The 23,710-nt window shown below is 67.0% G+C and carries 21 protein-coding genes; 11 read left to right on the top strand and 10 right to left on the bottom strand.

All coding sequences use genetic code 11. The annotated features are described in order from the left end of the window. Positions 1 to 57: 57 nt before the first annotated feature. The 3 genes from ACZK29_RS09655 to ACZK29_RS09665 are packed head-to-tail and all read right to left on the bottom strand — an operon-like array spanning position 58 to position 2,143. Positions 58 to 954, bottom strand: coding sequence for a hydroxymethylglutaryl-CoA lyase (locus tag ACZK29_RS09655; protein ID WP_111204717.1), 897 nt, complete (start codon positions 952 to 954; stop codon positions 58 to 60). After that, the gene (locus ACZK29_RS09660; RefSeq protein ID WP_111204716.1) at positions 951 to 1,352 is read right to left on the bottom strand and encodes a VOC family protein; all 402 of its coding nucleotides are present in this window, start codon (positions 1,350 to 1,352) and stop codon (positions 951 to 953) included. Before ACZK29_RS09660 ends, ACZK29_RS09655 begins: the two co-directional genes overlap by 4 nt. 2 nt (positions 1,353 to 1,354) lie before the next feature. Beyond that, positions 1,355 to 2,143, bottom strand: coding sequence for an enoyl-CoA hydratase/isomerase family protein (locus ACZK29_RS09665; protein ID WP_459047671.1), 789 nt, complete (start codon positions 2,141 to 2,143; stop codon positions 1,355 to 1,357). Positions 2,144 to 2,262: 119 nt separating this feature from the next. Between ACZK29_RS09665 and ACZK29_RS09670 the strand changes: the two genes are divergently transcribed. The 3 genes from ACZK29_RS09670 to ACZK29_RS09680 are packed head-to-tail and all read left to right on the top strand — an operon-like array spanning position 2,263 to position 4,633. After that, entirely contained in the window at positions 2,263 to 2,517 is a 255-nt protein-coding gene (locus tag ACZK29_RS09670) for a FeoA family protein (RefSeq protein WP_005409473.1), read from the top strand. Further along, on the top strand, positions 2,514 to 4,379 hold the full coding sequence (gene feoB, locus ACZK29_RS09675; RefSeq protein ID WP_288468848.1) for a ferrous iron transporter B: 1,866 nt from the start codon (positions 2,514 to 2,516) through the stop codon (positions 4,377 to 4,379). Before ACZK29_RS09670 ends, feoB begins: the two co-directional genes overlap by 4 nt. Further along, a complete protein-coding gene (locus ACZK29_RS09680) occupies positions 4,379 to 4,633 on the top strand; it encodes a DUF6587 family protein (protein WP_111204713.1) in 255 nt (84 codons plus the stop codon). Before feoB ends, ACZK29_RS09680 begins: the two co-directional genes overlap by 1 nt. Positions 4,634 to 4,686: 53 nt before the next feature. On the opposite strand, the gene ACZK29_RS09685 is transcribed toward ACZK29_RS09680, so the two are convergent. The 4 genes from ACZK29_RS09685 to ACZK29_RS09700 all read right to left on the bottom strand — a co-directional run bounded on the left by ACZK29_RS09685 (position 4,687) and on the right by ACZK29_RS09700 (position 7,064). Then, positions 4,687 to 5,148 carry a DUF4304 domain-containing protein gene (locus ACZK29_RS09685; RefSeq protein WP_111204712.1) on the bottom strand — a complete coding sequence of 154 codons (462 nt, stop codon included), beginning with the start codon at positions 5,146 to 5,148 and terminating at the stop codon, positions 4,687 to 4,689. Between the two features lie 117 nt (positions 5,149 to 5,265). Next, positions 5,266 to 5,847 carry an NAD(P)H-dependent oxidoreductase gene (locus ACZK29_RS09690; protein ID WP_478446987.1) on the bottom strand — a complete coding sequence of 194 codons (582 nt, stop codon included), beginning with the start codon at positions 5,845 to 5,847 and terminating at the stop codon, positions 5,266 to 5,268. Between the two features lie 55 nt (positions 5,848 to 5,902). Further along, positions 5,903 to 6,298: a MerR family transcriptional regulator gene (locus ACZK29_RS09695; RefSeq protein ID WP_459047672.1), complete on the bottom strand. Its 396-nt coding sequence runs from the start codon at positions 6,296 to 6,298 to the stop codon at positions 5,903 to 5,905. Between the two features lie 4 nt (positions 6,299 to 6,302). After that, positions 6,303 to 7,064 (bottom strand): 3-oxoacyl-ACP reductase, encoded by a 762-nt coding sequence (locus tag ACZK29_RS09700; protein WP_478446988.1) that lies wholly within the window; start codon positions 7,062 to 7,064, stop codon positions 6,303 to 6,305. A 138-nt stretch (positions 7,065 to 7,202) separates the two neighbouring features. On the opposite strand from ACZK29_RS09700, the gene ACZK29_RS09705 reads away from it, so the two are divergent. The 7 genes from ACZK29_RS09705 to ACZK29_RS09735 all read left to right on the top strand — a co-directional run bounded on the left by ACZK29_RS09705 (position 7,203) and on the right by ACZK29_RS09735 (position 19,060). Continuing rightward, positions 7,203 to 7,883, top strand: coding sequence for a 4-hydroxy-tetrahydrodipicolinate reductase (locus ACZK29_RS09705; protein ID WP_288468860.1), 681 nt, complete (start codon positions 7,203 to 7,205; stop codon positions 7,881 to 7,883). Positions 7,884 to 8,172: 289 nt separating this feature from the next. Then, positions 8,173 to 9,300 carry a glutamine-hydrolyzing carbamoyl-phosphate synthase small subunit gene (gene carA / locus ACZK29_RS09710; RefSeq protein ID WP_010482524.1) on the top strand — a complete coding sequence of 376 codons (1,128 nt, stop codon included), beginning with the start codon at positions 8,173 to 8,175 and terminating at the stop codon, positions 9,298 to 9,300. 148 nt (positions 9,301 to 9,448) lie between these two features. After that, positions 9,449 to 12,691, top strand: a complete 3,243-nt coding sequence (gene carB / locus ACZK29_RS09715; protein ID WP_111204706.1) for a carbamoyl-phosphate synthase large subunit — start codon at positions 9,449 to 9,451, stop codon at positions 12,689 to 12,691. Positions 12,692 to 12,699: 8 nt separating this feature from the next. Next, positions 12,700 to 13,164 (top strand): transcription elongation factor GreA, encoded by a 465-nt coding sequence (gene greA, locus ACZK29_RS09720; RefSeq protein WP_181453298.1) that lies wholly within the window; start codon positions 12,700 to 12,702, stop codon positions 13,162 to 13,164. A 4-nt stretch (positions 13,165 to 13,168) separates the two neighbouring features. Further along, positions 13,169 to 14,086 carry a phosphoglycerate mutase gene (locus tag ACZK29_RS09725; RefSeq protein ID WP_111204705.1) on the top strand — a complete coding sequence of 306 codons (918 nt, stop codon included), beginning with the start codon at positions 13,169 to 13,171 and terminating at the stop codon, positions 14,084 to 14,086. A gap of 162 nt (positions 14,087 to 14,248) precedes the next feature. Further along, positions 14,249 to 16,006, top strand: coding sequence for a single-stranded-DNA-specific exonuclease RecJ (recJ, locus tag ACZK29_RS09730; protein WP_111204704.1), 1,758 nt, complete (start codon positions 14,249 to 14,251; stop codon positions 16,004 to 16,006). A gap of 144 nt (positions 16,007 to 16,150) precedes the next feature. Further along, the gene (locus ACZK29_RS09735) at positions 16,151 to 19,060 is read left to right on the top strand and encodes a VIT domain-containing protein (RefSeq protein ID WP_478446989.1); all 2,910 of its coding nucleotides are present in this window, start codon (positions 16,151 to 16,153) and stop codon (positions 19,058 to 19,060) included. Between the two features lie 110 nt (positions 19,061 to 19,170). Here the strand turns inward: ACZK29_RS09735 and ACZK29_RS09740 are convergent, their stop codons facing one another. The 3 genes from ACZK29_RS09740 to ACZK29_RS09750 all read right to left on the bottom strand — a co-directional run bounded on the left by ACZK29_RS09740 (position 19,171) and on the right by ACZK29_RS09750 (position 22,639). Beyond that, positions 19,171 to 20,328, bottom strand: a complete 1,158-nt coding sequence (locus tag ACZK29_RS09740) for a hypothetical protein (RefSeq protein WP_478446990.1) — start codon at positions 20,326 to 20,328, stop codon at positions 19,171 to 19,173. A 127-nt stretch (positions 20,329 to 20,455) separates the two neighbouring features. After that, entirely contained in the window at positions 20,456 to 21,427 is a 972-nt protein-coding gene (locus ACZK29_RS09745) for a phosphatase PAP2 family protein (protein WP_478446991.1), read from the bottom strand. A gap of 9 nt (positions 21,428 to 21,436) precedes the next feature. Then, positions 21,437 to 22,639: an acyltransferase family protein gene (locus ACZK29_RS09750; protein ID WP_478446992.1), complete on the bottom strand. Its 1,203-nt coding sequence runs from the start codon at positions 22,637 to 22,639 to the stop codon at positions 21,437 to 21,439. 175 nt (positions 22,640 to 22,814) lie between these two features. Here ACZK29_RS09750 and ACZK29_RS09755 point away from each other — a divergent pair, with 175 nt between their 5' ends. Then, a complete protein-coding gene (locus ACZK29_RS09755; protein WP_111204699.1) occupies positions 22,815 to 23,675 on the top strand; it encodes a LytTR family DNA-binding domain-containing protein in 861 nt (286 codons plus the stop codon). The last annotated feature ends 35 nt before the right edge of the window (positions 23,676 to 23,710 follow it).

Consider the following 23,710-nt stretch of genomic DNA (forward strand, 5'->3'; position numbering starts at 1 on the left):
CCGTGACCGCCGCTGTTGTGCACTGCGCCGCCGGTGCAGAGCGGCGCAGTGCACCGGTCAGCTGGCGGCGGCCAGTGCCTGGCCGGTGCGGCTGGCAGTGGCGCGGCCGAGCAGGCCGGCCAGCCAGCGGCCGGTCTCGGCCAGTGCCGGCAGGTCCACGCCGCTGTCCAGGCCCAGGCCCTGCAGCAGGTAGACCACATCCTCGCTGGCGACGTTGCCGCTGGCGCCCTTGGCATACGGGCAGCCACCGGCACCGGACACCGCGCTGTCGACCACGCGCACGCCTTCTTCCAGGCAGGTGGCGATATTGGCGATGGCCTGGCCGTAGGTGTCGTGGAAGTGCACGGCCAGTGCCGTCATCGGAATCTCGGCGGCAACCGCCTGCAGCATCGCCCGTGCCTTGCGTGGGGTGCCGACGCCGATGGTGTCGCCCAGCGAAATTTCGTAACAGCCCATCTGGTGCAGGGCGCGTGCAACGCGCACCACATCAGCCAGCGGCACTTCACCCTGGTAGGGGCAGCCGAGCACGGTGGAGACGTAGCCGCGCACGCGCACGCCATCGGCGGACGCACGGCGCAGGATCGGTTCAAAGCGGGCCAGCGACTCGTCGATGCCAGCATTGGTGTTGGTGCGGTTGAACGCCTCGGAGGCGGCGGTGAACACCGCCACTTCCTCCACGCCCACCGCACGGGCGCGGTCGTAGCCCTGTTCGTTCGGCACCAGTACCGGGTAGTGGATGCCGGGCCGGCGCTGGATGCCGGCGTAGACCTCGGCGGCATCGGCCAGCTGCGGGATCCACTTCGGGCTGACGAAGCTGGTCGCCTCGATGCTGCGCAGGCCGGTGGCCGACAGGCGGTTGATCAGTTCGATCTTGTCGCCGGTGGAGACCGACTGCTTTTCGTTCTGCAGGCCGTCACGCGGCCCGACCTCGACGATGCGGACGTAGTCGCTCATGCGGTTGCCCCATCGGCAGGGCGGTGGCAGACCGCCTCGATGTTGTTGCCGTCCGGGTCCAGCACGAAGGCGCCGTAGTAGTCCGGGTGGTACCACGGGCGCAGGCCCGGGGCGCCGTTGTCGCGGCCACCGGCGGCGAGGGCGGCGGCATGGAAGGCGTCCACCTGGTCGCGGCTGGCGCAGGCGAAGGCCACGTGCACGCCATGGCTGGCGGTGCCGCCATTGCCAAGCCAGAAGAACGGCTTGCCGTCGCTGCCGAAGCCGATGTGGTCGTGCGCGCCGGTCTGTTCGGCGGTCACTTCCATCACCACGCCGATCTGCAACGGCGCCAGTGCCTGCAGGAAGAAGGCCTTGCTGCGCGCCAGGTCGGCGCTGGTCAAACCAAGATGATCGAGCATGTTCAGGCTTCCGTGACCCAGTGGGGCGCGCGCTTGTCGAGGAAGGCGCCCAGGCCTTCCTGGCCCTCGGCGGACACCCGCAGGCGCGCGATCAGGGCGGCATTATCGCGATCCAGGGTGTCGCGGTCATGGCTGTCGCGGACCTGGCGCACCAGCTGCTTGGCGGTGGACGAGGCGATCGGGCCGGCCTTGTCGAGCAGGGCCAGCTGGCGTTGCACGGCCTCGTCCAGGCGTTCGGGCTCGACCAGCTGGTGGACCAGGCCGATGCGCAGCGCGGTGTCGGCGTCGAAATGCTCGCCGGTGGCGAACCAGCGGCGGGCTTGGCGGGGGCCGATGGCCTCGATCACATAGGGCGAGATCACCGCCGGCAGCAGGCCGAGGCGGCTTTCGGTCAGGCCGAAGCGGGCGGAGGTGCTGGCGATGGCGATGTCGCAGCAGGCGACCAGGCCGACGCCGCCGCCGAAGGCCGCGCCATGGACCCGGGCCAGGGTCGGCTTGGGCAGCTCGTCCAGGGTGCGCATCAGCCGTGCCAGCGCCAGCGAGTCCTCGCGGTTGTCGGCCTCGCTGGCCGCCGCCATGCCGCGCATCCACTGCATGTCGGCACCGGCCGAGAAGGAGGCGCCGTGGCCGGCCACCACCACTGCCCGGACCGAATCATCGCGGCCGGCGGCCTCCAGCGCGGCGGTCAGCCGGGCGATCAGGCTGGCGTCAAAGGCGTTGTGCAGCTCCGGCCGGTTCAGCCAGAGGGTGAGGGCGGCGCCGTTGCGCTCGATCTGCAAAGCATCGTTCATGGGATTCCAGGGTCACTCCATACCTGTATGGATCATAGCGGGCCATTGGTCATGGGCCATGACGCGACGCGGGAATGTTAGAATCGAGAACCATTTACATCCAGCAGAGAACACGCTAGATGACGCTGTCCGAACTGCCGCTGCACACCTCGGCCGTGGTCGAGTCCGTGCAGGACCTGCATGCCAACGATGCCATCGCCCGTCGCCTGCGCGAGCTGGGTTTCGTGAAGGGCGAGGAAGTACGCCTGGTGGCCAAGGGCCCGGTGGGGGGAGAGCCGCTGCTGGTGCAGGTCGGGTTCACCCGTTTCGCGCTGCGGATCAGTGAAGCCAAGCGGGTCGTGGTCGACGCCGCCAGCCAGGAACGACGCGCATGACTGCTACTGCCACTACCGCGCCCCTGCGCGTTGCGCTGGTCGGTAACCCCAACAGCGGCAAGACCGCTCTGTTCAACCAGCTGACCGGCAGCCGGCAGAAGGTTGCCAACTACACCGGCGTCACCGTCGAGCGCAAGGAAGGCCGCCTGCGTGCGCCGTCCGGCCGCGAGTTCGCGGTACTCGACCTTCCGGGCGCCTACAGCCTGCATCCGGCCAGCCTGGACGAGGCGATCACCCGCGACCTGTGCCGGGGCTTCTACCCGGGCGAAGCCGCGCCGGATGTGCTGCTGTGCGTGATCGACGCCACCAACCTGCGCCTGCACCTGCGTTTCGCGCTGGAACTACGGGAGCTGGGCAAGCCAATGGTGGTGGCGCTGAACATGGTCGATGCGGCCCAGCGCCGCGGGATCCAGGTGGACGTGGCCGCGCTGGAGCGCGAGCTGGGCGTGCCGGTGGTGGAGACCGTGGCGGTGCGCAAGCAGGGAGCCAAGGCGCTGGTCGAGCGCCTCGATGCGATGGTGCCGCACCTGGATGCACCGGTGCCGGGCCCGGAAGGTGGCATCGACTACCATGCCAAGGTGCGCGAGATCCTGTCGGTCGCCGTGCGGATGCCGGCGCGGACCGCGAAGATCGACGACGCACTGGACCGTTGGCTGCTGCACCCGGTGTTCGGCCTGGTCAGCCTGGCGGTGGTGATGTTCCTGATCTTCCAGGCGGTGTACGCCTGGGCCACGCCGTTGATGGACGGCATCGAAGCCGGCTTTGCCTGGCTGGGCGAGTTTGTCGGCAGCGTGCTGCCGGAAGGTCCGCTGGCCAGCCTGCTGACCGACGGCATCATCGCTGGTGTCGGTGGCGTGGTGGTGTTCCTGCCGCAGATCCTGATCCTGTTCTTCTTCATCCTGGTGCTGGAGGAATCCGGCTACCTGCCGCGCGCGGCGTTCCTGCTGGACCGCATGATGGCGGCCGCCGGGCTGTCCGGCCGTTCGTTCATCCCGCTGCTGTCCAGCTTCGCCTGCGCGGTACCGGGCATCATGTCCACGCGCAGCATCCAGGACCCGCGTGACCGCCTGGCCACGATCCTGGTTGCGCCGCTGATGACCTGTTCCGCACGCCTGCCGGTGTACGCGCTGCTGATCGGTGCGTTCATTCCGCAGAAGACGGTGTGGGGCGTGTTCAACCAGCAGGGCCTGGTCCTGTTCGGCCTGTACGCGGCCGGCATCCTCAGCGCGCTGGCGATGTCGTGGATCATGAAGAAGTGGCGCCGCGACAAGAGTGAGCATCCGCTGATGCTGGAACTGCCGTCGTACCGGCTGCCACATGTGCGTGACCTGGCGGTCGGCCTGTACGAGCGCGGCATGATCTTCCTCAAGCGCGTCGGTGGCATCATCCTGGCGCTGACCATCCTGCTGTGGGTGCTGCTGTCGTTCCCGGCGGCTCCCGCTGGCGCCACGATGCCGGCCATCGACTACAGCTACGCCGGCCAGATCGGCCATGCGATGGCCGTGTTCTTCGCGCCGCTGGGCTTCAACTGGCAGATCTGCATCGCACTGATCCCGGGCCTGGCCGCGCGCGAAGTGGCAGTATCGTCGCTGGCCACGGTCTACGCGCTGTCCGCGGCCGATGATGATGCCGCCAGCCAGGCGCTGACCCCGCTGATCAGCGATGGCTGGTCGCTGGCGACCGCGCTGTCGCTGCTGGTCTGGTACATCTACGCCCCGATGTGCATCTCGACGCTGGCCACCATCAAGCGCGAGACCAACTCGTGGAAGCAGATGGGCTTCGCCGCGTTCTACCTGTTCGCAGCGGCCTATGTGGCCGCGCTGATCACCTACCAGGTGACCAGGGCGCTGGGAGGCGGTTGATGGATACCGGCCTGCTGATCCAGTACCTGATCATCGCGGTGGCCGTGCTGGTCAGTGCCTGGGTGGTGCTGAAGAAGCAGTTCCCCGGCACGGTGCGCAAGCTGCGCGGCGCGTTGGCGCTGGCCTTGCTGAAGCCGGGCCGCGCGGCCTGGGCGCAGGCGCTGGGGCGGAAGATCGCGCCGCCAGCGAGTGGAGGGGGTGGCGCTTGTGGCGGTTGCGACAGCTGCGGGCCGACTCCGCCGAAGCAGCACTGACGCTGCTTTCCTGCTCTGGTGGGTGCGAACCTTGGTTCGCACGCTCTCTGGATTCAAACCTCTCTGCGGATGAGCGCCCGGAAGTTCCCGTCCCGGTTCAATCGCCGCACCGATTCCCTGTTCCCATGGGCTGCCGCGAAACCCGCCACGTCGGCCAGGGCATCGAGCAGCAGGGCCTTCAACGCGTCGCGATTGCCGGCCTCCAGCAGATCGTCAAGATCCTGCTGGATGAAGGTCCGGCGCAGGCCCGGCGTTTCTTCGATCCGCCAGTCGACATGGGGCGTGGGAATGCTGGAGCGGTACCGGAAAGCCGTTTCAAGGTCGTCAGGCGCGAGGGGATACTCGAGCAGTTCCGGAAAGTAGAGTCCAGCATTCACATAGAAGCCCCGGCTTTCGCTGGCGCGCTGGTGATTCACGACAAGCAGGGCGTCATCCAGCAAGCGGTAGCGGGTCGTCGACGTCCCGGCAAAGCCGGTCTTCCTCGCGCACTTGCTGAAGACGGTCGAGGATTTCATGGGTTCTGCCTGGGCCGGAAGACGGGCCCACAGCCTTGAGGCGCAGTGCCTTACGGTCAATTGGCAAACGCGACATCCGGAACACTGGCCAGCATTTCATCCACGCATGGCGTGGATCTACCGGGCGCGTGAGCCCAGCTCCGCTGCCAGCGCCAGCCACCGGTTGCGTTGTGCCGCTGTACTGCTGCGTACAGCGCCAAGCCGGCTGACACGCACCGGGCGGATGCCGCAGAACTGCAGGATGGTGGCGCGGATCTGGGCGACGCCCGGGTCGCGGTAGATCCAGCGGTAATACCAGGGCGGCGTGTCCATCGTGGTGATCACCCGTGCGCTGCGTCCGGCCAGCAGCCGGTCCCACCACACCGAATCGCGCCGGTAGCGGAAGGCGTACCCCGGCAGCAGCACGCGGTCGAAGAAGCCCTTCAGCAGGGCCGGCATTGCACCCCACCAGGTGGGGTAGACCAGCACCAGATGATCGCAGGCTTCGATCGCATCGGCGGCGTCCTGCAGATCGGCTTCAAGTGGCTGGATCTGGCGGTAGCCGTGCCGCAGCACCGGATCGAATTCAAGGTCGCCCAGTGCGATCAGGCGTACCTGGTGACCGGCGTTCTCGGCGGCGGTGGCGTAGCGCTGGACGAGGGCGCCGCACAGGCTGTCGCGGTCGGGATGGCCGAGCAGGATCAGGATGGAACGGGACACGGCAACCTCGGGCAATGGGAAGTGCGCGAGGGTGCGGTCTGCCCCTGGGGCAGAGTCAAACCCCGGTGGTGCAGCCGCTGGGTTCCAGTACGCAGTCGCCGCTGCCGGAGTGCAGCCACTGCTGCAGTTCGTCGCTGACCTTCTGCAGCGCAAGTTCGACCTGCGCCAGTCGCACCCGCTCGTCGGCAACGCGACTGCGCTGCTGCTCCAGCAAGGCCAGCACCGCTGGCCAGTCGAGCCGTCCATCGCGGCGCTGCAGGCGCGAGATCGCGGCCAGCGTGATACCCAGCCCCAGTGCCTGGCGGATCAGCTGCACCCAGGCCACGTCCTGTTCGCTGTAGTCGCGGTAGCGGTTCAGTCGTGGCACCGGCGGCAACAGGCCGCGCGCCTCGTACAGTCGGATGGCCTTGGCGCTGGCACCGGTCAGGCGGCTGACTTCGGAGATGCGCATCGGTTCAGTCCCGCACCAGTCCGCCATCGACGATCAGGTTCTGCCCGGTCACCGCACGTGACCACGGGCTGGCGAAGAGCAGTGCGGCATCGGCGAATTCGGCCGGGGTGGTGACGCTGCGCAGTGGCGTGTTGGCCGCGATGTAATCGAACACCGCTTCGGGCGTGGCGGCACTGGCGTCGGTGGTGCGCAGCAGGCCGCCGGACAGCATGTTGACGGTGATCCCGTGTGGGCCGAGGTCGCCGGCCAGGGTGCGGGTCAGCGACAGCAGCGCGGCCTTGGCCGCAATGTAGTCGTGGTAGGGCACCACCGGGTTCTGGAACAGGTTGGTGCCGACGTTGATGACGCGGCCGAAACGCCGGGCCTGCATGCCCGGCAGGGCCGCCTGCACGGTGTTCAGTGCGCCGCGCACGCTGCCCTCGAACTGCGCCTGGAAGGCGGGCCAACCGATGGTGGCGGCACTGTCACGGGCATCACCATTGAACGAGAACGCTGCGAGTGCGTTGTTGACCACCGTGGTGACGCCCTGGCCGAAGTGGGCCAGGGCATGCTGCAGCATTGCATCGATCTGGCTGCGATCAGTGACGTCGGCCGGCAGTGCGATTGCCTGTCCGCCCAGCTCGGCGGCCAGCGCCCGGGCGGTGCCTTCGCTGCGGTGGTAGTTGATGATGACGCGCGCACCCTGTGCAGCGAAAGCACGGGCGATGTGCTGGCCAAGGCCGCGGCCGGCACCGGTGACCAGCACCAGCTGTTCGCTGATCTGCATGAGGGAGCTGCCATCCATTGCATGAAAGGGCATGCAGCGTAGCAGCGATGGCGCTTGCCCGAGCGGGCTTGCTGCCGCTAGCCTGCAGGCATGAACCAGACTCCCCTGCGATTGCTCATTCACGGTGCCTCCGGACGCATGGGCCAGGCCCTGCTGCGGCTGGCCGCCGAACATCCCGAAACCCTGCAGATCGTGGCCGCAGTGGCCGGCCGTGCGCCGGCCCAGCGCGTGGTCGACGGCGTGCCGTTCTTCGGTGCCAGCGAACTGCCCGGCGCGCCGGTGTTCGACGTGGCGATCGACTTCAGCCTGCCGGAGGGTTTCGACCCGATGCTGGCGTTGTGCGTGGAGCGGGGTGCCGGGCTGGTGTCGGGCACCACCGGCATCTCCAGCACGCAGCGCCAGGCGCTGGAGGCCGCAGCGGCGAAGATTCCACTGGTCTGGGCCTCGAACTTCAGCCTGGGCGTGGCGGTACTGGACGAACTGGTGGAGCGCGCGGCGCAGGCGCTGGCCGGCTGGGACTGCGATATCGTCGAATCGCACCACACCCAGAAGAAGGACGCGCCATCGGGCACCGCGCTGACCCTGGGCGCGGCCGCGCAGCGGGGCGGGGTGGAGCCGCACTACGCCAGCCTGCGTGCCGGTGACATCGTGGGCGAGCACCTGGTGCAGTTCACTGGGCTGGGCGAGCGCATCGAGCTGGTGCACCGGGCTACCAACCGCGACATCTTCGCCCGCGGCGCCCTGTTCGCCGCCCGCCAGCTGCAGGGCCGGGCGCCGGGCAGCTATCGGGTGCGGGATCTGCTGGACGGGCCGCGTTAACCGGTAGCGCCGGGCCGTGCCCGGCGTCGGTGTCGGTTCCGCCGGGCATGGCCCGGCGCTACCAGCGGGCGCCGCATACGCCGCCGGATTGAAATGAATGCGCAATCGCCTGTTCATGAAGCGCGATAACCGCTGGCGCGAGCGCCCCGGCAGCGCTACAATTCGCACTCGCCGAATCACGAAAGCCGGACCGGTCCCAGACCGTACGTCCGCGCTTTTTTGCAACCGGATTTCCGTGAAGCGCAGGCGTGACTTCGGCAGCCCCCTCGGTAGCCAAAGTGAGATTCCCGTGACCCAAGCCGCAATCCTCGTCCTCGAAGACGGCACCGTATTCGAGGGCGAATCCGTAGGCGCGCCCGGCCTGTCCGTCGGTGAGGTGGTGTTCAACACCGCCATGACCGGCTACCAGGAAGTGTTGACCGACCCGTCCTACGCCCGGCAGATGGTCACGCTGACCTATCCGCATATCGGCAACACCGGCATGACCGACCAGGACAATGAAGCGTCCAAGGTGTGGTCGGCCGGCCTGATCGTGCGCGATGTTCCGCGCCGTCCCAGCAACTGGCGCAGCCAGGTGTCGCTGCAGGACTGGCTGATCCAGCGTGGCGTGGTCGCCATCGCCGGCATCGACACCCGCAAGCTGACCCGCATCCTGCGCGAGAAGGGCGCGCAGAACGGTGCACTGATGGCCGGCGACATCGACGTGGAAAAGGCACTGGAAGCCGCCCGCAAGTTCCCGGGGCTGAAAGGCATGGATCTGGCCAAGGTCGTCACTACCGAGAAGACCTACACCTGGACCGAGGGCCAGCTGGACCTGGATGCCAACGCCTTCGTCAGCGTGCCGTCCCGGTTCAAGGTCGTGGCTTACGACTTCGGCGTGAAGACCAACATCCTGCGCATGCTGGCCGAGCGTGGCTGCGAAGTGACCGTGGTACCGGCGCAGACTCCGGCCGCCGAAGTGCTGGCGCTGAAGCCGGACGGCGTGTTCCTGTCCAACGGCCCGGGTGACCCGGAACCGTGCGACTACGCCATCGAAGCGATCAAGACCTTCATCGACGTGAAGATCCCGACCTTCGGCATCTGCCTGGGCCACCAGTTGCTGGGCCTGGCCTCGGGCGCGCAGACCATGAAGATGGGCCACGGCCACCACGGTGCCAACCACCCGGTGCAGGACCTGGACAGCGGCCGGGTGATGATCACCTCGCAGAACCACGGCTTCGCGATCGATGAAGCGACCCTGCCGCCGACCCTGCGCGTGACCCACCGTTCGCTGTTCGACGGCACCAACCAGGGCGTGGCCCGCACCGACGTGCCGGCGTTCTCGTTCCAGGGCCACCCGGAAGCGTCGCCGGGCCCGACCGATGTCGGTCCGTTGTTCGACCGCTTCGTGGTGCTGATGGAGCAGGCCAAGGCGTGATCAGTACGCCGCCGGCCCCCCGGTGGCGTCGCGATGGACCGTAAACCCCGCATCGCTGCTGCCCCCGGCGCGGCGCTGCGGATCAAGATTCCTGATCGACAGCGTGCGATCACCCCCCTTGTCACGCTGTACTGACTTAGAGAAGAAAATGCCCAAGCGCACTGACCTCAAGACCATCCTCATCATCGGTGCTGGCCCGATCGTCATCGGCCAGGCCTGCGAGTTCGACTACTCCGGCGCCCAGGCCTGCAAGGCCCTGCGTGACGAGGGTTACCGCGTGGTGCTGGTCAACAGCAACCCGGCCACGATCATGACCGACCCGGAGATGGCCGACGCCGTCTACATCGAGCCGATCAACTGGCAGACGGTCGAGAAGATCATCGCCAAGGAAAAGCCGGACGCGCTGCTGCCGACCATGGGTGGCCAGACCGCGCTGAACTGCGCGCTGGACCTGGCCGACAACGGCGTGCTGGAGAAGTACAACGTCGAGCTGATCGGCGCCAAGCGCGAAGCGATCCGCATGGCCGAAGACCGCGAGCTGTTCCGCGTGGCCATGGGTGAGATCGGCCTGGAATGCCCGACCGCCGCCGTCGCCCACACCCTGGACGAAGCGCTGGAGATCCAGACCCGTGTCGGCTACCCGACCATCATCCGCCCCAGCTTTACCCTGGGCGGCAGCGGTGGCGGCATCGCCTACAACCGCGAAGAGCTGGTCGAGATCGTCAGCCGCGGCCTGGAACTGTCGCCGACCACCGAAGTGCTGGTGGAAGAGTCGGTGCTGGGCTGGAAGGAGTTCGAGATGGAAGTGGTCCGCGATACGGCGGATAACTGCATCATCGTCTGCTCGATCGAGAACCTGGACCCGATGGGCGTGCACACCGGTGACTCGATCACCGTGGCGCCGGCACAGACCCTGACCGACAAGGAATACCAGCGCCTGCGCGATGCCTCCATCGCCGTGCTGCGCAAGATCGGCGTGGATACCGGTGGCTCGAACGTGCAGTTCGGCATCAACCCGAAGACCGGCCGCGTGGTCGTCATCGAGATGAACCCGCGCGTGTCGCGTTCCTCGGCGCTGGCCTCCAAGGCCACCGGCTTCCCGATCGCCAAGGTCGCTGCGAAGCTGGCCGTGGGCTACACCCTGGACGAACTGAAGAACGAAATCACCGGTGGTCTGACCCCGGCCTCGTTCGAGCCGTCCATCGACTATGTCGTCACCAAGATCCCGCGTTTTGCCTTCGAGAAGTTCCCGGCGGCCGATGCGCGCCTGACCACCCAGATGAAGTCGGTGGGCGAGGTGATGGCGATGGGCCGTACCTTCCAGGAGTCGGTGCAGAAGGCGCTGCGGGGTCTGGAAACTGGCAAGGTCGGCTTCGATCCGACCGGCCTGGACCTGGGCAATGAAGAAGACCTGCAGACCCTGCGCCGCGAGCTGAAGGCACCGGGTCCGGAGCGCCTGTTCTTCGTTGCCGATGCGTTCCGTGCCGGCATGAGTGTGGAGGAGATCTACGCGCTGTCGTTCATCGACCACTGGTTCCTGGACCAGATCGAGGAAATCATCGCCGCGGAAACCGCCGTCGCCGCCGATGGCATCGACGCGCTGGACGCTCCGCGCCTGCGCAAGCTGAAGCGCGCCGGTTTCTCCGACGCCCGCCTGGCGCAGCTGACCGGCACCAACGAAGCCGCCATCCGCGCGCTGCGCCGTGCGCACAAGGTGCGCCCGGTCTACAAGCGCGTCGATTCCTGTGCCGGTGAGTTCTCTACCGGTACCGCCTACCTGTACTCGACCTACGAGGACGAGTGCGAGGCCGCGCCGAGCAACCGCGACAAGATCATGATCCTGGGCGGTGGCCCGAACCGCATCGGCCAGGGTATCGAGTTCGACTACTGCTGCGTGCACGCAGCACTGGCGCTGCGCGAGGATGGTTATGAAACCATCATGGTCAACTGCAACCCGGAAACCGTGTCGACCGACTACGACACCTCCGACCGCCTGTACTTCGAGCCGCTGACACTGGAAGACGTGCTGGAAATCGTCGAACTGGAACAGCCGAAGGGCGTGATCGTGCAGTACGGCGGCCAGACCCCGTTGAAGCTGGCGCGCGCGCTGGAAGCCAACGGCGTGCCGGTGATCGGTACCAGCCCGGACTCGATCGACCTGGCCGAAGACCGCGAGCGCTTCCAGCAGCTGGTGGACAAGCTGGGTCTGAAGCAGCCGCCGAACCGCATCGCCCGCAACGACCAGGAAGCGCTGCTGCTGGCCCGCGAGATCGGCTACCCGCTGGTGGTGCGCCCGAGCTACGTGCTGGGTGGCCGTGCCATGGAAATCGTCTACGGCGAAGCCGATCTGGCCCGCTACGTGCGCGACGCGGTGAAGGTGTCCAACGATTCGCCGGTGCTGCTGGACCGCTTCCTCGACAACGCGGTGGAGTGCGACGTCGACATCATCGCCGACAAGGATGGCAACGTCCTGATCGGCGGCGTGATGGAGCACATCGAAGAAGCCGGCGTGCACTCGGGCGATTCCTCCTGCTCGCTGCCGCCGTACTCGTTGTCCGCTGAAACCCAGGCCGAGCTGCGTCGCCAGGTGGTGGAGCTGGCCAAGGCCCTGAACGTGGTCGGCCTGATGAATACCCAGTTCGCGATCCAGACCAGCGACGAAGGTGCCGACACCATCTACCTGCTGGAAGTGAACCCGCGTGCGTCGCGCACCGTGCCGTTCGTGTCCAAGGCCACCGGCATGGCGCTGGCCAAGATCGCCGCCCGCTGCATGGCCGGCAAGAGCCTGGCCGAGCAGGGTGCGACCAAGGAAATCGTGCCGGACTACTACTCGGTGAAGGAAGCGATCTTCCCCTTCGCCAAGTTCCAGGGCGTCGACCCGATTCTCGGGCCGGAAATGCGCTCCACCGGCGAAGTGATGGGTGTGGGCCGCACCTTCAACGCCGCATTCGCGCGTGCGCAGGAAGCCGGTGGCATCAAGGCACCGCCGATCGGCAAGGCCTTCGTGTCGGTGCGCGATCCGGACAAGAAGCGCGTGCTGCCGGTGGCCAAGGCGCTGCTGGCGCGTGGCTACAGCCTGGTCGCCACCCGTGGCACGGCCGCGTGGCTTCAGCAGCACGGCATGGACTGCGAGATCATCAACAAGGTGGTCGAAGGTCGTCCGCATATCGTCGACTCGATCAAGAACGGCGAGATCGTCTACATCGTCAACACGACCGAAGGTCGTTCGGCGATCAACGATTCGTTCTCGATCCGTCGCGAGGCGCTGCAGCACCGCGTCACCTACTCGACCACCATTGCCGGCGCCAAGGCGCTGGTGGATTCACTGGAATTCCGTGGCACCGGCCCCGTCTGGTCGCTGCAGGAGCTGCACAAGGAGTTGAATGCATGAGAGCCCCGATCACGATGAAGGGTGCGCAGAAGCTGCGCGATGAGCTGGATCACCTGAAGTCGGTCAAGCGCCCGAAGGTCATTGCGGCCATCGCCGAAGCGCGTGAGCATGGCGACCTGAAGGAGAATGCCGAGTACCACGCCGCGCGCGAGGAACAGGGCTTCATCGAAGGCCGCATCAAGCAGCTGGAAGGTGAGCTGTCGCACGCCGAGATCATCGACGTGAGCAAGCTCAATGCCGGCTCCAAGGTGGTGTTCGGCGCCAGCGTGACGCTGGCCGACGTGGAAACCGACGAAGAGAAGAAGTACCAGATCGTCGGTGACCTCGAGGCGGACATCAAGCAGGGCCTGATCGCGATTTCCTCGCCGGTGGCGCGCGCGATGATCGGCAAGCTGGAAGGCGATTCGATCGTGATCGACGCCCCGGCCGGCCAGCGCGAGTACGAGATCGTCAGCGTCAGCTACGTGGACTGACCGCGTGGCGACGGCGACCCTGCTGTTGCCTGCACGCAGCCGCTTTGCCGCGGCTGCGCTGCCGGACGATGTGGCGCGTGCGCTCGGCCGTGCCACGACGGTGCAGGTCGCACCGGGCGAACGCGCACAACTGACGCGCCATTTCACGGTTGCCGCGCCGCACTGGCCGGTGGCCGCGTTGACCCGCCAGCGCGACGTCGGCGATGCCGCCGGCGCCAGCTGGCTGCGTGCCGACCCGGCCTGCATGGTGCCGGACATGCACGGTGCACGGATGATGGCCTACGGCGAAACGCTGCGGCCATCGCTGGCCGACAGCCTGGCCCTGCTGCCGGTGCTGCAGCCGTTGTTTGCCGATGCCGGATTCGTGCTCGACGCGCCGGATCCTTCGCGCTGGTACCTGCGGCTGCCGATCGACATGGCGTTGCCCGACTTCGACAGCCCCGACGAGGTGCTCGGCGATGACTTGTTCTCGCACCTGCCCGAAGGCGAGGGCGGTCGCCGCTGGCGTGCGCTGATGACCGAAGCGCAGGTGCTGCTGCACAACCATTCCTGGAACCAGCAACGTGCCGCGCAGGGCCAACAGCCGATCAACTCGCTGTGGTTCTGGGGCGGTGGCGTGATGCCGGTGTCGGTGAGTACGCCGCACGCGCAGGTGCGCAGCCGCGATGCCCTGCTGCAGGGGCTGGCTCTGGCGGCTGGCGTAGCCGTGGATGGCGAGCAGGCGGTGGATGCATTGGTCGACCTGCGCCAGCTGCGTTCATTGCAGCAGCTGGGCAATGATGCGATCCGCCCGTTGCTGGCCGCGCTCAAGCGTGGCGAACTGCAGCGGCTGGTGCTGGATTTCGAGGACGGCCTGCAGTTCCAGCTGGAGCGCGGACAGCGCTGGCAGTTCTGGAAGAAGCCGCGCCAGCTGCACGACTGAGCATCCGGCAGGATCCGGTAGGTAGAGTCGACTGTTGGTCGACTGCACTTCGCTCGGATGCAGAAAATCCCGCGCGTTGCGCGTTAGTCACTAACAGTCGACTCTACCGGGCGGCCGCCGTGGCGGTATCATCGACGGGTCTTCCGTCACCCGGCGATGCCGATGTCCCTTGCCGCCGATGCTGCGCAGCCGCCCTCTGATACACCGCTGATCCGCCGCCGCGATGCGGTCCCGCCCGGCAGTTGGCCGGAGGGCACGCTGCCATTGCTGGCGCGTCTCTATGCCAGCCGGGGTGCGGGCACACCGGAGCTGGCGCAGCCGAAGCTGGGCAATCTGCACGCTCCCGAGTTGCTGACCGGCATCGACGATGCGGTGGGCCTGCTGATCGAGGCCATCGCCAACGACAAGCGCATCCTGGTGGTCGGTGATTTCGATTGCGATGGCGCCACCGCCTGTGCGGTCGGCGTGCGTGGCCTGCACATGCTCGGCGCACGGCATGTCTTTCACGCCGTGCCGAACCGCATGGTGCATGGTTATGGCCTGTCGCCGTCGCTGGTGGAGGAACTGGCCGAGTTGAAGCCGGACCTGCTGGTCACGGTCGACCATGGCATTGCCTGTCACGCGGGTGTCATTGCGGCCAAAGCACGCGGCTGGCAGGTGCTGGTCACCGACCATCATCTTCCCGGTCCGCAGTTGCCGCCGGCCGATGTCATCGTCGATCCGAACCTGGACGGTGATGCGTTCCCCAGCAAGTCGCTGGCGGGTGTCGGCGTGATCTTCTACGTGTTGATGGCGTTGCGCCGGCAGATGCGCGAGGCCGGTGTCTTTGCCGATGGCAAGGGACCTGACCTGACCACGCTGCTGGACCTGGTGGCGGTCGGCACCGTCGCCGACCTGGTGGCGCTGGATCCGAACAACCGTGCGCTGGTCAGTGCGGGCCTGCGCCGCCTGCGCGCAGGGCAGGGTTGTGTCGGCCTGCGTGCGCTGATCGAAGCCAGTGGCCGTGACGCCACGCGACTGACGGCCACCGACATTGGCTTCGCACTCGGCCCACGCCTGAACGCGGCGGGCCGGCTGGAAGACATGGCGCTGGGCATCGCGCTGCTGCTGACCGAAGACCCACGGCAGGCGCGCGAGATCGCGCAGACGCTGGAGCAGATCAATTCGGAACGGCGCGCCGTGCAGCAGTCGATGACCGACGACGCCGAGCAGGCGTTGACCCGCGTGGTGCTGGACATGGCCGGCCAGCGCCCGGTGGCTGCCTGCCTGTTCGATGCGGACTGGCATCCGGGCGTGGTCGGTCTGGTTGCATCGAAGATGAAGGATCGCCTGCATCGCCCGGTGATCGCCTTCGCGCCGGCCGAACCGGGCGCCGACACTCTGCGTGGCTCGGCTCGCTCGATCCCGGGCCTGCACATCCGTGACGCACTGGCGCTGGTCGATGCGCGCCATCCCGGCCTGATCGAACGTTTCGGTGGGCATGCCATGGCGGCTGGACTGAGCATGCGGTTGGATCACGTCGATGACTTCAGGGCCGCGTTCATTGCCGTGGTGCTGGAGATGCTCGATCCAGCGGCACTGCAGCAGCAGGTTCTCAGTGACGGCGAACTGGCTGCCGACGAGCTGGACCATCGCCACGCCGATGCGCTGCGCTTGGCCGGACCTTGGGGCCAGGGCTTCCCCGAACCGTTGTTCGACGGCTGCTTTGAAGTGGCCAACTGGCGCGTGCTGAAGGAGCGCCACCTCAAGCTGGAGCTGCGCCTGCCGGGCGTACCCGGCACGATCAACGCGATCCATTTCGGTGGCTGGCACGGCAATGCGCCTGGCCGCCATGTGCACCTCGCCTACCGGCTCGCCTGCGACGACTATCGCGGCGGCTGCGCCATCCAGCTGATCGTGGAGCACAGCCTCCCCGCTTGAAGAAAAGGGGACGGAGGGGATTAAGTCGTTCTTGCCTTGTTTGCCATTGCGACTTAATCCCCTCCGTCCCCTTTTTTGGGCCCCGCCAACCCCGTTCCGGCAGCTCGCGCGTTCAACGGTCTACGATCCCACTGGAGCCCTGCCATGGTCTTCGCCCGATGCTGCACTGTGTTGTTGCTGGCCCTTGTGGCCTGGCCCGCTGGCGCGCAGTCGCCACGGATCTCCCGGCCTCAGGCCGCCACGCCGCTGCTGATCGCGCCGGCCGCCGAACAACCGGTGCAGCTGCAGCGCGCACGCATTGAAGGCGACGTGCAGGCAGGCGTTGCCCAGACCCGGATCACACTGGAATTCCACAATCCGAACCGGCGCGTGCTGGAGGGCGAGCTGCAGTTCCCGCTGTCCGATGGCCAGCAGATCTCCGGCTTCGCCCTGGATATCAACGGGGAGCTGCGCGACGCGGTGCCGGTGCCCAAGGACCGTGGCCGCCAGGTGTTCGAGGAGATTGCCCGCCGTGGCGTTGATCCGGGCCTGCTGGAACAGACCGCCGGCAATCAGTTCCGCCTGCGCATCTATCCGCTGCCGGCCGGCGGCAGCCGCCGCGTGCAGCTGGTGATTCGTGAGCCGTTGGCCTTCGCCGGGCAAGGTTGGCAGTGGACGCTGCCGCTGCAGTTCGCCGCCGGTGCGGCCTCGGTTGAACTGAAGCTGCAGGCGCCTTCCACGACCAGCGCAGGTGCGGCTCCGTTCCGCATCAGCACGGGCCAGCTGCACTGGCAGGGCAAGGGCGCGCAGCTACCGGCGCAGCTGCAGTGGAGCCTGCCCGCAGCACGTCAGGCACAAGTCCAGGTGGCGCCCTGGCAGGACGGCCACTACCTGCTGGCGCAGCTGCCCGTGCCGGTCAGCCCCATGCCACGCGCAATGCCCAGCGAGGTCGGGTTGCTGTGGGATGGTTCCGGCTCAGCGGGCCAGCGCGACCGCACGCGTGAGTTCGCCCTGCTGGATCGGTACTTCGCCGCAATGGGTGACGGCACGGTGGCACTGACCGTGCTGCGCGACCGCGCCGAACCGCTACGGCGCTTCCGTATCCGCGCAGGCAACTGGAGCGAGCTGCGCGCAGCCCTGCAGGCCGTGCGCCCGGACGGTGCCAGCGCGCTGGCCCAGTGGCAGCCGCAGCCGGGCGTGAAGGAATACCTGCTGGTCAGTGATGGCCTGCTGACCTATGGGCCGGAGCAATTGCCGACGCTGGCATCGGATCAGCGCCTGTTCGCGATCAGCAGCGCCGGTGCCCGCACCGACAGCACGCGCCTGCGCGGCTGGAGCGAATCCCATGGCGGTCGCTTCGTCGCGCTGGGCAAGGATGTGGGGGCAGCTGCCAGCGCGTTGCTGTCGTCGCCGTTGGACGTGCAGGTTGATGCGGGTCGTGGCGTTCAGGACGTGGTGATCGATCGTCGCAGTGAAGCCCAGGGCTGGCTGTGGCTGCACGCACGACTGGCCGCCGACGGCGTGCCGATGCGGGTGCGCGTGGGCGGCGGCGAGTGGCAGGCGCTGCCAGCGACGCAGAAAAGCGATGACGGCGAACTGCTGGCCGGCCTGTGGGCGCAGGCGCGCCTGCAGCAACTGGCCGTCGACCGCCGCAGCAACCGTGAGGCCATGCAGCGCCTGTCCCAGCAGTTTGGCCTGGTGGGGCCGGATACCTCGCTGATCGTGCTGGAGACACTGGACGACTACCTGCGCTATGCGATCCGTCCGTCTGGCACGCTCCGCACCGAATACGATGCACGATTCGCCGTGCAGGTGGCGGATCGCGCCGCTGCGGATCGCGAGCGCCTCGATGAAGTGGCTGCACGCTGGAAGGAGCGCCAGCAGTGGTGGAACCGTAGCTGGCCGAAGGGAATGCCGCCGCAGCCGAAGGGCGGGGCACTGGAAGTGGCCTCCGCGGACTACGCGATGGAATCGGCGCCGGTGGCGATGCTCGCCGCGCCGGCCCCTGCGGCACCGCCCGCCCCGGCACCGATGGCCGCCGCCGAGCAGCGCATGGAAGCCAGCAGCGCGCGTGCACGTCGCTCAGCGCCTGCATCGAACAAGGCCCTGGATTCAATCACGGTCACGGGTGGCCGTGTCGCTGCGCCCGCTGCCGCCAACGAGGGCGAGCTCGGCATCCAGCTGGCGGCCTGGCAGCCGGACTCGACCATCGCCCGGCGCCTGCGCCAGGGTCCAGCGTCGCAACTGTATGACCGCTACCTGGCCGAGCGCGATGCCCATGCCGACAGCAGCGCATTCTTCCTCGACGTGGCCGACCTGCTGCTGGCGCAGGGTCAGCGCGACCTGGCACTGCGCGTGTTGTCGAACCTGGCCGAGATGGACCTGGACAATCGCCACCTGCTGCGCGTGCTCGGCTATCGGCTGATGCAGGCCGATGCCCCCGCGCTGGCGGTGCCGGTGTTCGAGCAGGTGCTGGCCATGGGCCAGGAAGAACCGCAGAGCTTCCGCGACCTGGGCCTGGCACTGGCGGCGGCCGGCAAGCCGCAGCAGGCGCTGGCGCCGCTGTACCAGGTGGTGGTGCGGCCGTGGGACAGCCGTTTCGATGGCATCGCCCTGATCGCATTGGATGAACTGACCAACCTGGTGGTCCGCAGCACGCCCCGGCTGGATACCACCAGCATCGACCCGCGCCTGCTGCAGGCGATGCCGCTGGACCTGCGCGTGGTGCTGTCGTGGGATGCCGACAACAGCGACATGGACCTGTGGGTGACCGACCCGAACGGCGAGCGCGCCTACTACGGCAACCGCCTGACCTACCAGGGCGGGCAGATGTCGCAGGACTTCACCGGCGGCTATGGTCCCGAGCAGTTCTCGCTGCGCAACGCCAAGCCGGGCAAGTACAAGGTGGAAGCGAACTACTTCGGCAGCCGCCAGCAGCTGGTGACCGGGGCGACGACGCTGATGCTGCGCCTGACCACCCACTGGGGCACGCCGAAGCAGAAGGACCAGATGGTCACGATGCGGCTGAAGGACCGCGCCGAAACCGTACTGGTGGGGGAGTTCGAGGTGCGTTGATCACTCGGACGCCCCTGTGGAGTCGAGCTTGCTCGACTGCCTCAATGTAGAGCCGAGCCTGCGCTCGGCTCATGGCAGAAGCAGCCGAGCGTGGGCTCGGCTCTACACTGCTATTTTCCGCGCATCCAAGCGTCTAGTTGTCTGGCCAGCGTGCGATTCTTGTGGGCAGACGCAACCGAATCCGTGCCTGGAACCAAGTTGATACCCAGGCTTGTATTTATCTGCTTGACCCATTCGGGAAAGTGATCAAGCGTGGCGCCGATGATTGGCGGCAACTGGAAGTCGTTGCTGGTGGGTCTGTCCCGGTAGGCGACGTAGGAGCCATCACCAGAGGTCAGGTTGATTGACCAAGGGCTGTCAGGCCAACTGTTGAGGGTCAGGCTGATCCGAGGATGCCCGCTCTCGCTGCTGTACTCGCCGTCCTGATAGAGGGTGATTCTGGCGCTCCAGTCTCGGATGTTCTGCACGCGCCAACCCTGGCGCTGCACCAGCTGGACAGCGTCCCCCGCCATGATCCGCATGTCATGCAGTTGCGCCAGATTTTCACAAAGAGCGACGTACTCGCTGTTCTCCGCGCAGTGTGGTCGGGCGGCTTCGGCAGACAGGTAAAGCACGGAGAGCGCGTGGCTTCGATCTCCGTCTCCAGACCACTTCCTGACCATCAGGTCATGTGCCATCTGGATGCGCGTGTCCTCATTGAGTTGTGCAATGAGTGCCATGCCCCAATAGAGGATTGGCCCCATTTCCTTGATATCGTGTTGCAGGGATCGGCCGGCTTCGAGAATGATTGGGGCCGACGAGCGGAATGGAAGGAATTTTTCGACCTTCTCTCGCTGGGCATGGAACGATTGGTACTTCCTGCAATGCTCCACCAGACGGGTGCGCTGTTTCAGATCGGCTGCATTTGCAACCGTGCCACTTGGCAGCTCGCCATGCTCATTGAAGCCGAAGCAGAACAGGTGCTCGAGGCTGCGGCTGGCTTGGCGCGTGTAGTAGCCCACCGGGAGCTTTGTGAGTTCCAGATAGGCTGCAACAAGGGTGGGGAAGTCTCTCTCAGGGAGTCCGGCGACCTTCCAGTCCCCAACGCGCAGCCAGTGGAAGTAGAAGCGTTGCAACATTTCCCCGGACAGGCCGCGACCGGCTTTCGGCGCAAGTGCTCCGAGGGGGTAGTGACAACTCGGGTATAGGTCGCCCTGACGTTCTTCAGCAAGCGCAGCTTCTTCTGAATCAACAAAGGCTACGAGCAGATTGATGTCGGATTGATCCATTGCAGGCCTCCAGGCAAAAGGGGAGCCTTCCGTCGGGAAGGTGACCTCCTAGGCTCGCAGGGCGCCTTGGAACATCCAATGCGAATAATTGCAAATGCCGTGAAGGCAACGAGTATCCGTGCACGTATCAGGCCGCAGTGACCCTGCGCGGAATCCACCGCGTCAGCGCCACGCCGCCGCCGAGGACCAACAGCGTGCCGACGGTCTGCCACAGCAGCCCGGTAGCCGGCACGTCGGGCAGCGCCGCAGTTCCGGCAAGCCAGTCGATCAACGGCCGCGCCAGCAGGTAGATCAGCACCACGCCCAACACGCGCAATATCCGCTGCACGACACCCTGCGGGTCCTTCGGCCAGCCACGCCATTGCAGCCACGCCACCAGCAGGCCCAGTGCGAGCAGTCGACCGGCTTCACCCACTGGAACGAAGCGGGTGGTCGCTGCCGCCCAAGCCAGCAGCACGCCCAGTCCCAGGAGGGTTGGCAACTGCCAACGCTTGCTTGAGCGCAACCCGGGCATCAACTGCCACGCCAGCAACGCAACACCGATGCCGATCAGCCAGCCGGCCAGCACGTCGGCCAGGAAATGCCGGCCCAGATACATCCGTGACACCGCCATCAGCAGTGGCCAGCCGAACGCCAATGCCCAGCGCAGCCAGCGGCGGCGGATGCCGAAGGCCAGCAGCAGGCCCACGCAGGCGGCGGTGGCCACGCCCACGTGGCCACTGTTGAAGCCATAGTCGGCATCGGGCTGCACGCGCAACATCGCGGTGGCCCGGGCATCAGGCAGGGACCAGAACGTGTGCCCTCCGCCATCGACCACGAACGGATGCGACGGCACCCCTTTGTCCAGCACGCGTGCATCCACGTCCGATGGGCGGGGCAGGGCGGCACCCTGCTTGATCGCGTGGGTGGCGCAGGCCATCAGCAGTATCGCCAGCATCACGCACAGGCCGGCGCGCAATCGTGCGCCGAACGCGCAGAGCAGGATCAGCGCGGTGTAGGCCATTTCGTAGCCGAGCAGGCTGATGAACTGCATCAGCGCCAGCATCCAGCCGCCGTCGAAGGTCTGCTGCAGCCACAGGTGCCAGTGGGTCTGGAACATCCGTTGTCCTCATTGCGCCGTGGCGGCGCGTACCGCCGGTGACGATAGCGGATCGGCCTTCAGGCCGAACAGGGGCCGCAGCCAGCGGGAGCGTCGGATCAGGAGTTCGTGGATCAGCATGCAGCCGCCGACGGTGCCGCCCAGCAGTAGCGACGGCTCCAGCCAAGGACCCAGTTGCAACGGCTTGAGCCAGAACAGCAGGGCAATGATCAGGCTCTGGTGCAGCATGTACCAGGGATAGATTGCCTCGGTGCAGTACGGCAGCCAGCCGAACGGGCGGTCGAGGAAGACCTTGCTCCAGCCGAGGATGGCCAGCAGCGCGGTCCAGACATACACCGACTGGCTGGTCCTGCCCTGCAGGTCCCAGAACGTTTCAGGCCATTGCCGCAGCGAGGAGTCAGCCGGCAGCACCTGGCCGAGGATGCGCAACCCCAGATACCAGCCGACCGCCGCCAGCGCCAGCCACAGCGTGGTGCGGCGCAGGGAGACCACGTGCTGCCAGAACACCGGCTCACGACCGAGCAGGTAGCCGGCCAGGAACACTGTCGCGTACTTCGCGTGCTGGTACCAGTCGCCAAGCAGGGTATTGGTGGACGGATAGACCGGCTCCAGCCAGATCAGCCAGGCCAGCAGCAGCGCAGACGGAATTCCGATCAGCAGTATCGGCGAGGCGGCGCAGAACGCGATCGCACGGCGCACCACGGCCGTTCCCAGCACTGGCATCAACAGGGCCAGGGCCAGCGTGTAGTTCCACAGATAGGCCAGGTACCACAGGTGGTTCCAGGTGATGCCGTATTGCCAGCCCGCGAAGCTGCCTTCCGGCCACGGCCGCACCTGCCAGTAGCGCAGCAGGAAATGCCCGAAGCCGGGCGCAACATGACCGTTGGCCACGCCCTCGCAGTAGGGCTGGATCGGTACGATCACGAACATGCCGAACAGCAGAGGCAGCAGCAGCCGCCACGTGCGCAGGCCGGCAAAGCGCAGCAGCCTGCCTTCCGGCCGCATCAGCGCGATGGCGATGCCTGAAATCAGGAACAGCAGCGACATCCGCCAGCGGTTGACGAATAACATCGGCCACTGCAGCCATTCGGCGGTGTGCACGCTCTTCAGGTGGAAGCCCCAGTCGGCCACATAGGCCATGCCGGTGTGATAGAGGATCAGCAGAGCGAAGGCGAACACGCGCAGGGCGTCGATGTCGTGGCGTCGGGTCATGGTGGTGGTGTGTCGGAGAGTCGTCCCAAGGTGACGCCGTCGGGCATGCGCGGCGACTGGCCAGGGGCCGCCGGAACCCGCGCAGTGACCAATGGCGGGGGTGGTGGGACCAATGGAGCCGCTACCCTCGGTCCCTTGAGGCAGGCTGGAGCACCGCAACGACATGGATGCAGCAATGACCCAGGGCCGACCACCGCGCTGGCGCATTTCAACCCGACTGCTGGTATGGGCGGCAATCCTGTCGGCCTCGGCGGTGGCCAACGCGTTGGTCGACGTGATGGATGCCAGTCGCCGCGGCGCTGACCTCGGCTTGTGGGAACCCTTGATCTGGGAGTTCAGCAGCCTCGGCCTGATCCTGTTGACCCTGCCGTTGCTGTGGTGGGGCTGTGAGCGCTGGCCGCTGCATGCCGATACCTGGAAGCGGCGGTTGCCGTTGTACCTGGTGGCCAGCGTCGGCTGGTCGTTGCTGCATGTGGTGGGGATGATGCTGCTGCGGCACCTGGCCTATGCGTCGCTGGGCTACCGCTACCAGGATGATGCCGGCTGGTTGGAGCGTTTTGCGTATGAATACCTGAAGGATGTGCGCACGTTCGCGATTTTCGTCGCGCTGGAGCACTTCGCCAGCTGGTTCGGCCGGCGCAGGCAGGGCGAGGCGCGTCTGCTGGCCGAGCCCGACGTCGGCCCGCCGGTGGAGCCGGTCGAGCGCCCCCAGCACTTCCTGGTGCGCAAGCTGGGCAAGGAGTTCCTGGTGGCCACGGCAGACGTGGAGTACGCCCAGGCGGCGGGCAATTACGTGAACCTTCGGGTGCGCGGACATGACTATCCGCTGCGGATCACCATGGCTGTACTGGAGCAGCGGCTGGACCCGGGCGAGTTCCTGCGCCCGCACCGCAGCTGGCTGATCAATCGCGGCCAGTTGCGCTCGATCGAGCCGCTGGATGGCGGCGAGGCCCTGCTGCACATGGCCGATGGAGCCAAAGTGCCCTGCAGCCGGCGCCAGCTGCCAGTCCTGCGGCAGGCGCTGGGCGCAGGGTGAGGCCGCATTCCGGGCGCCCCCGGCCTGCGGTATCA

The sequence above is a fragment of the Stenotrophomonas sp. 89682_Sma genome (assembly GCF_056481405.1).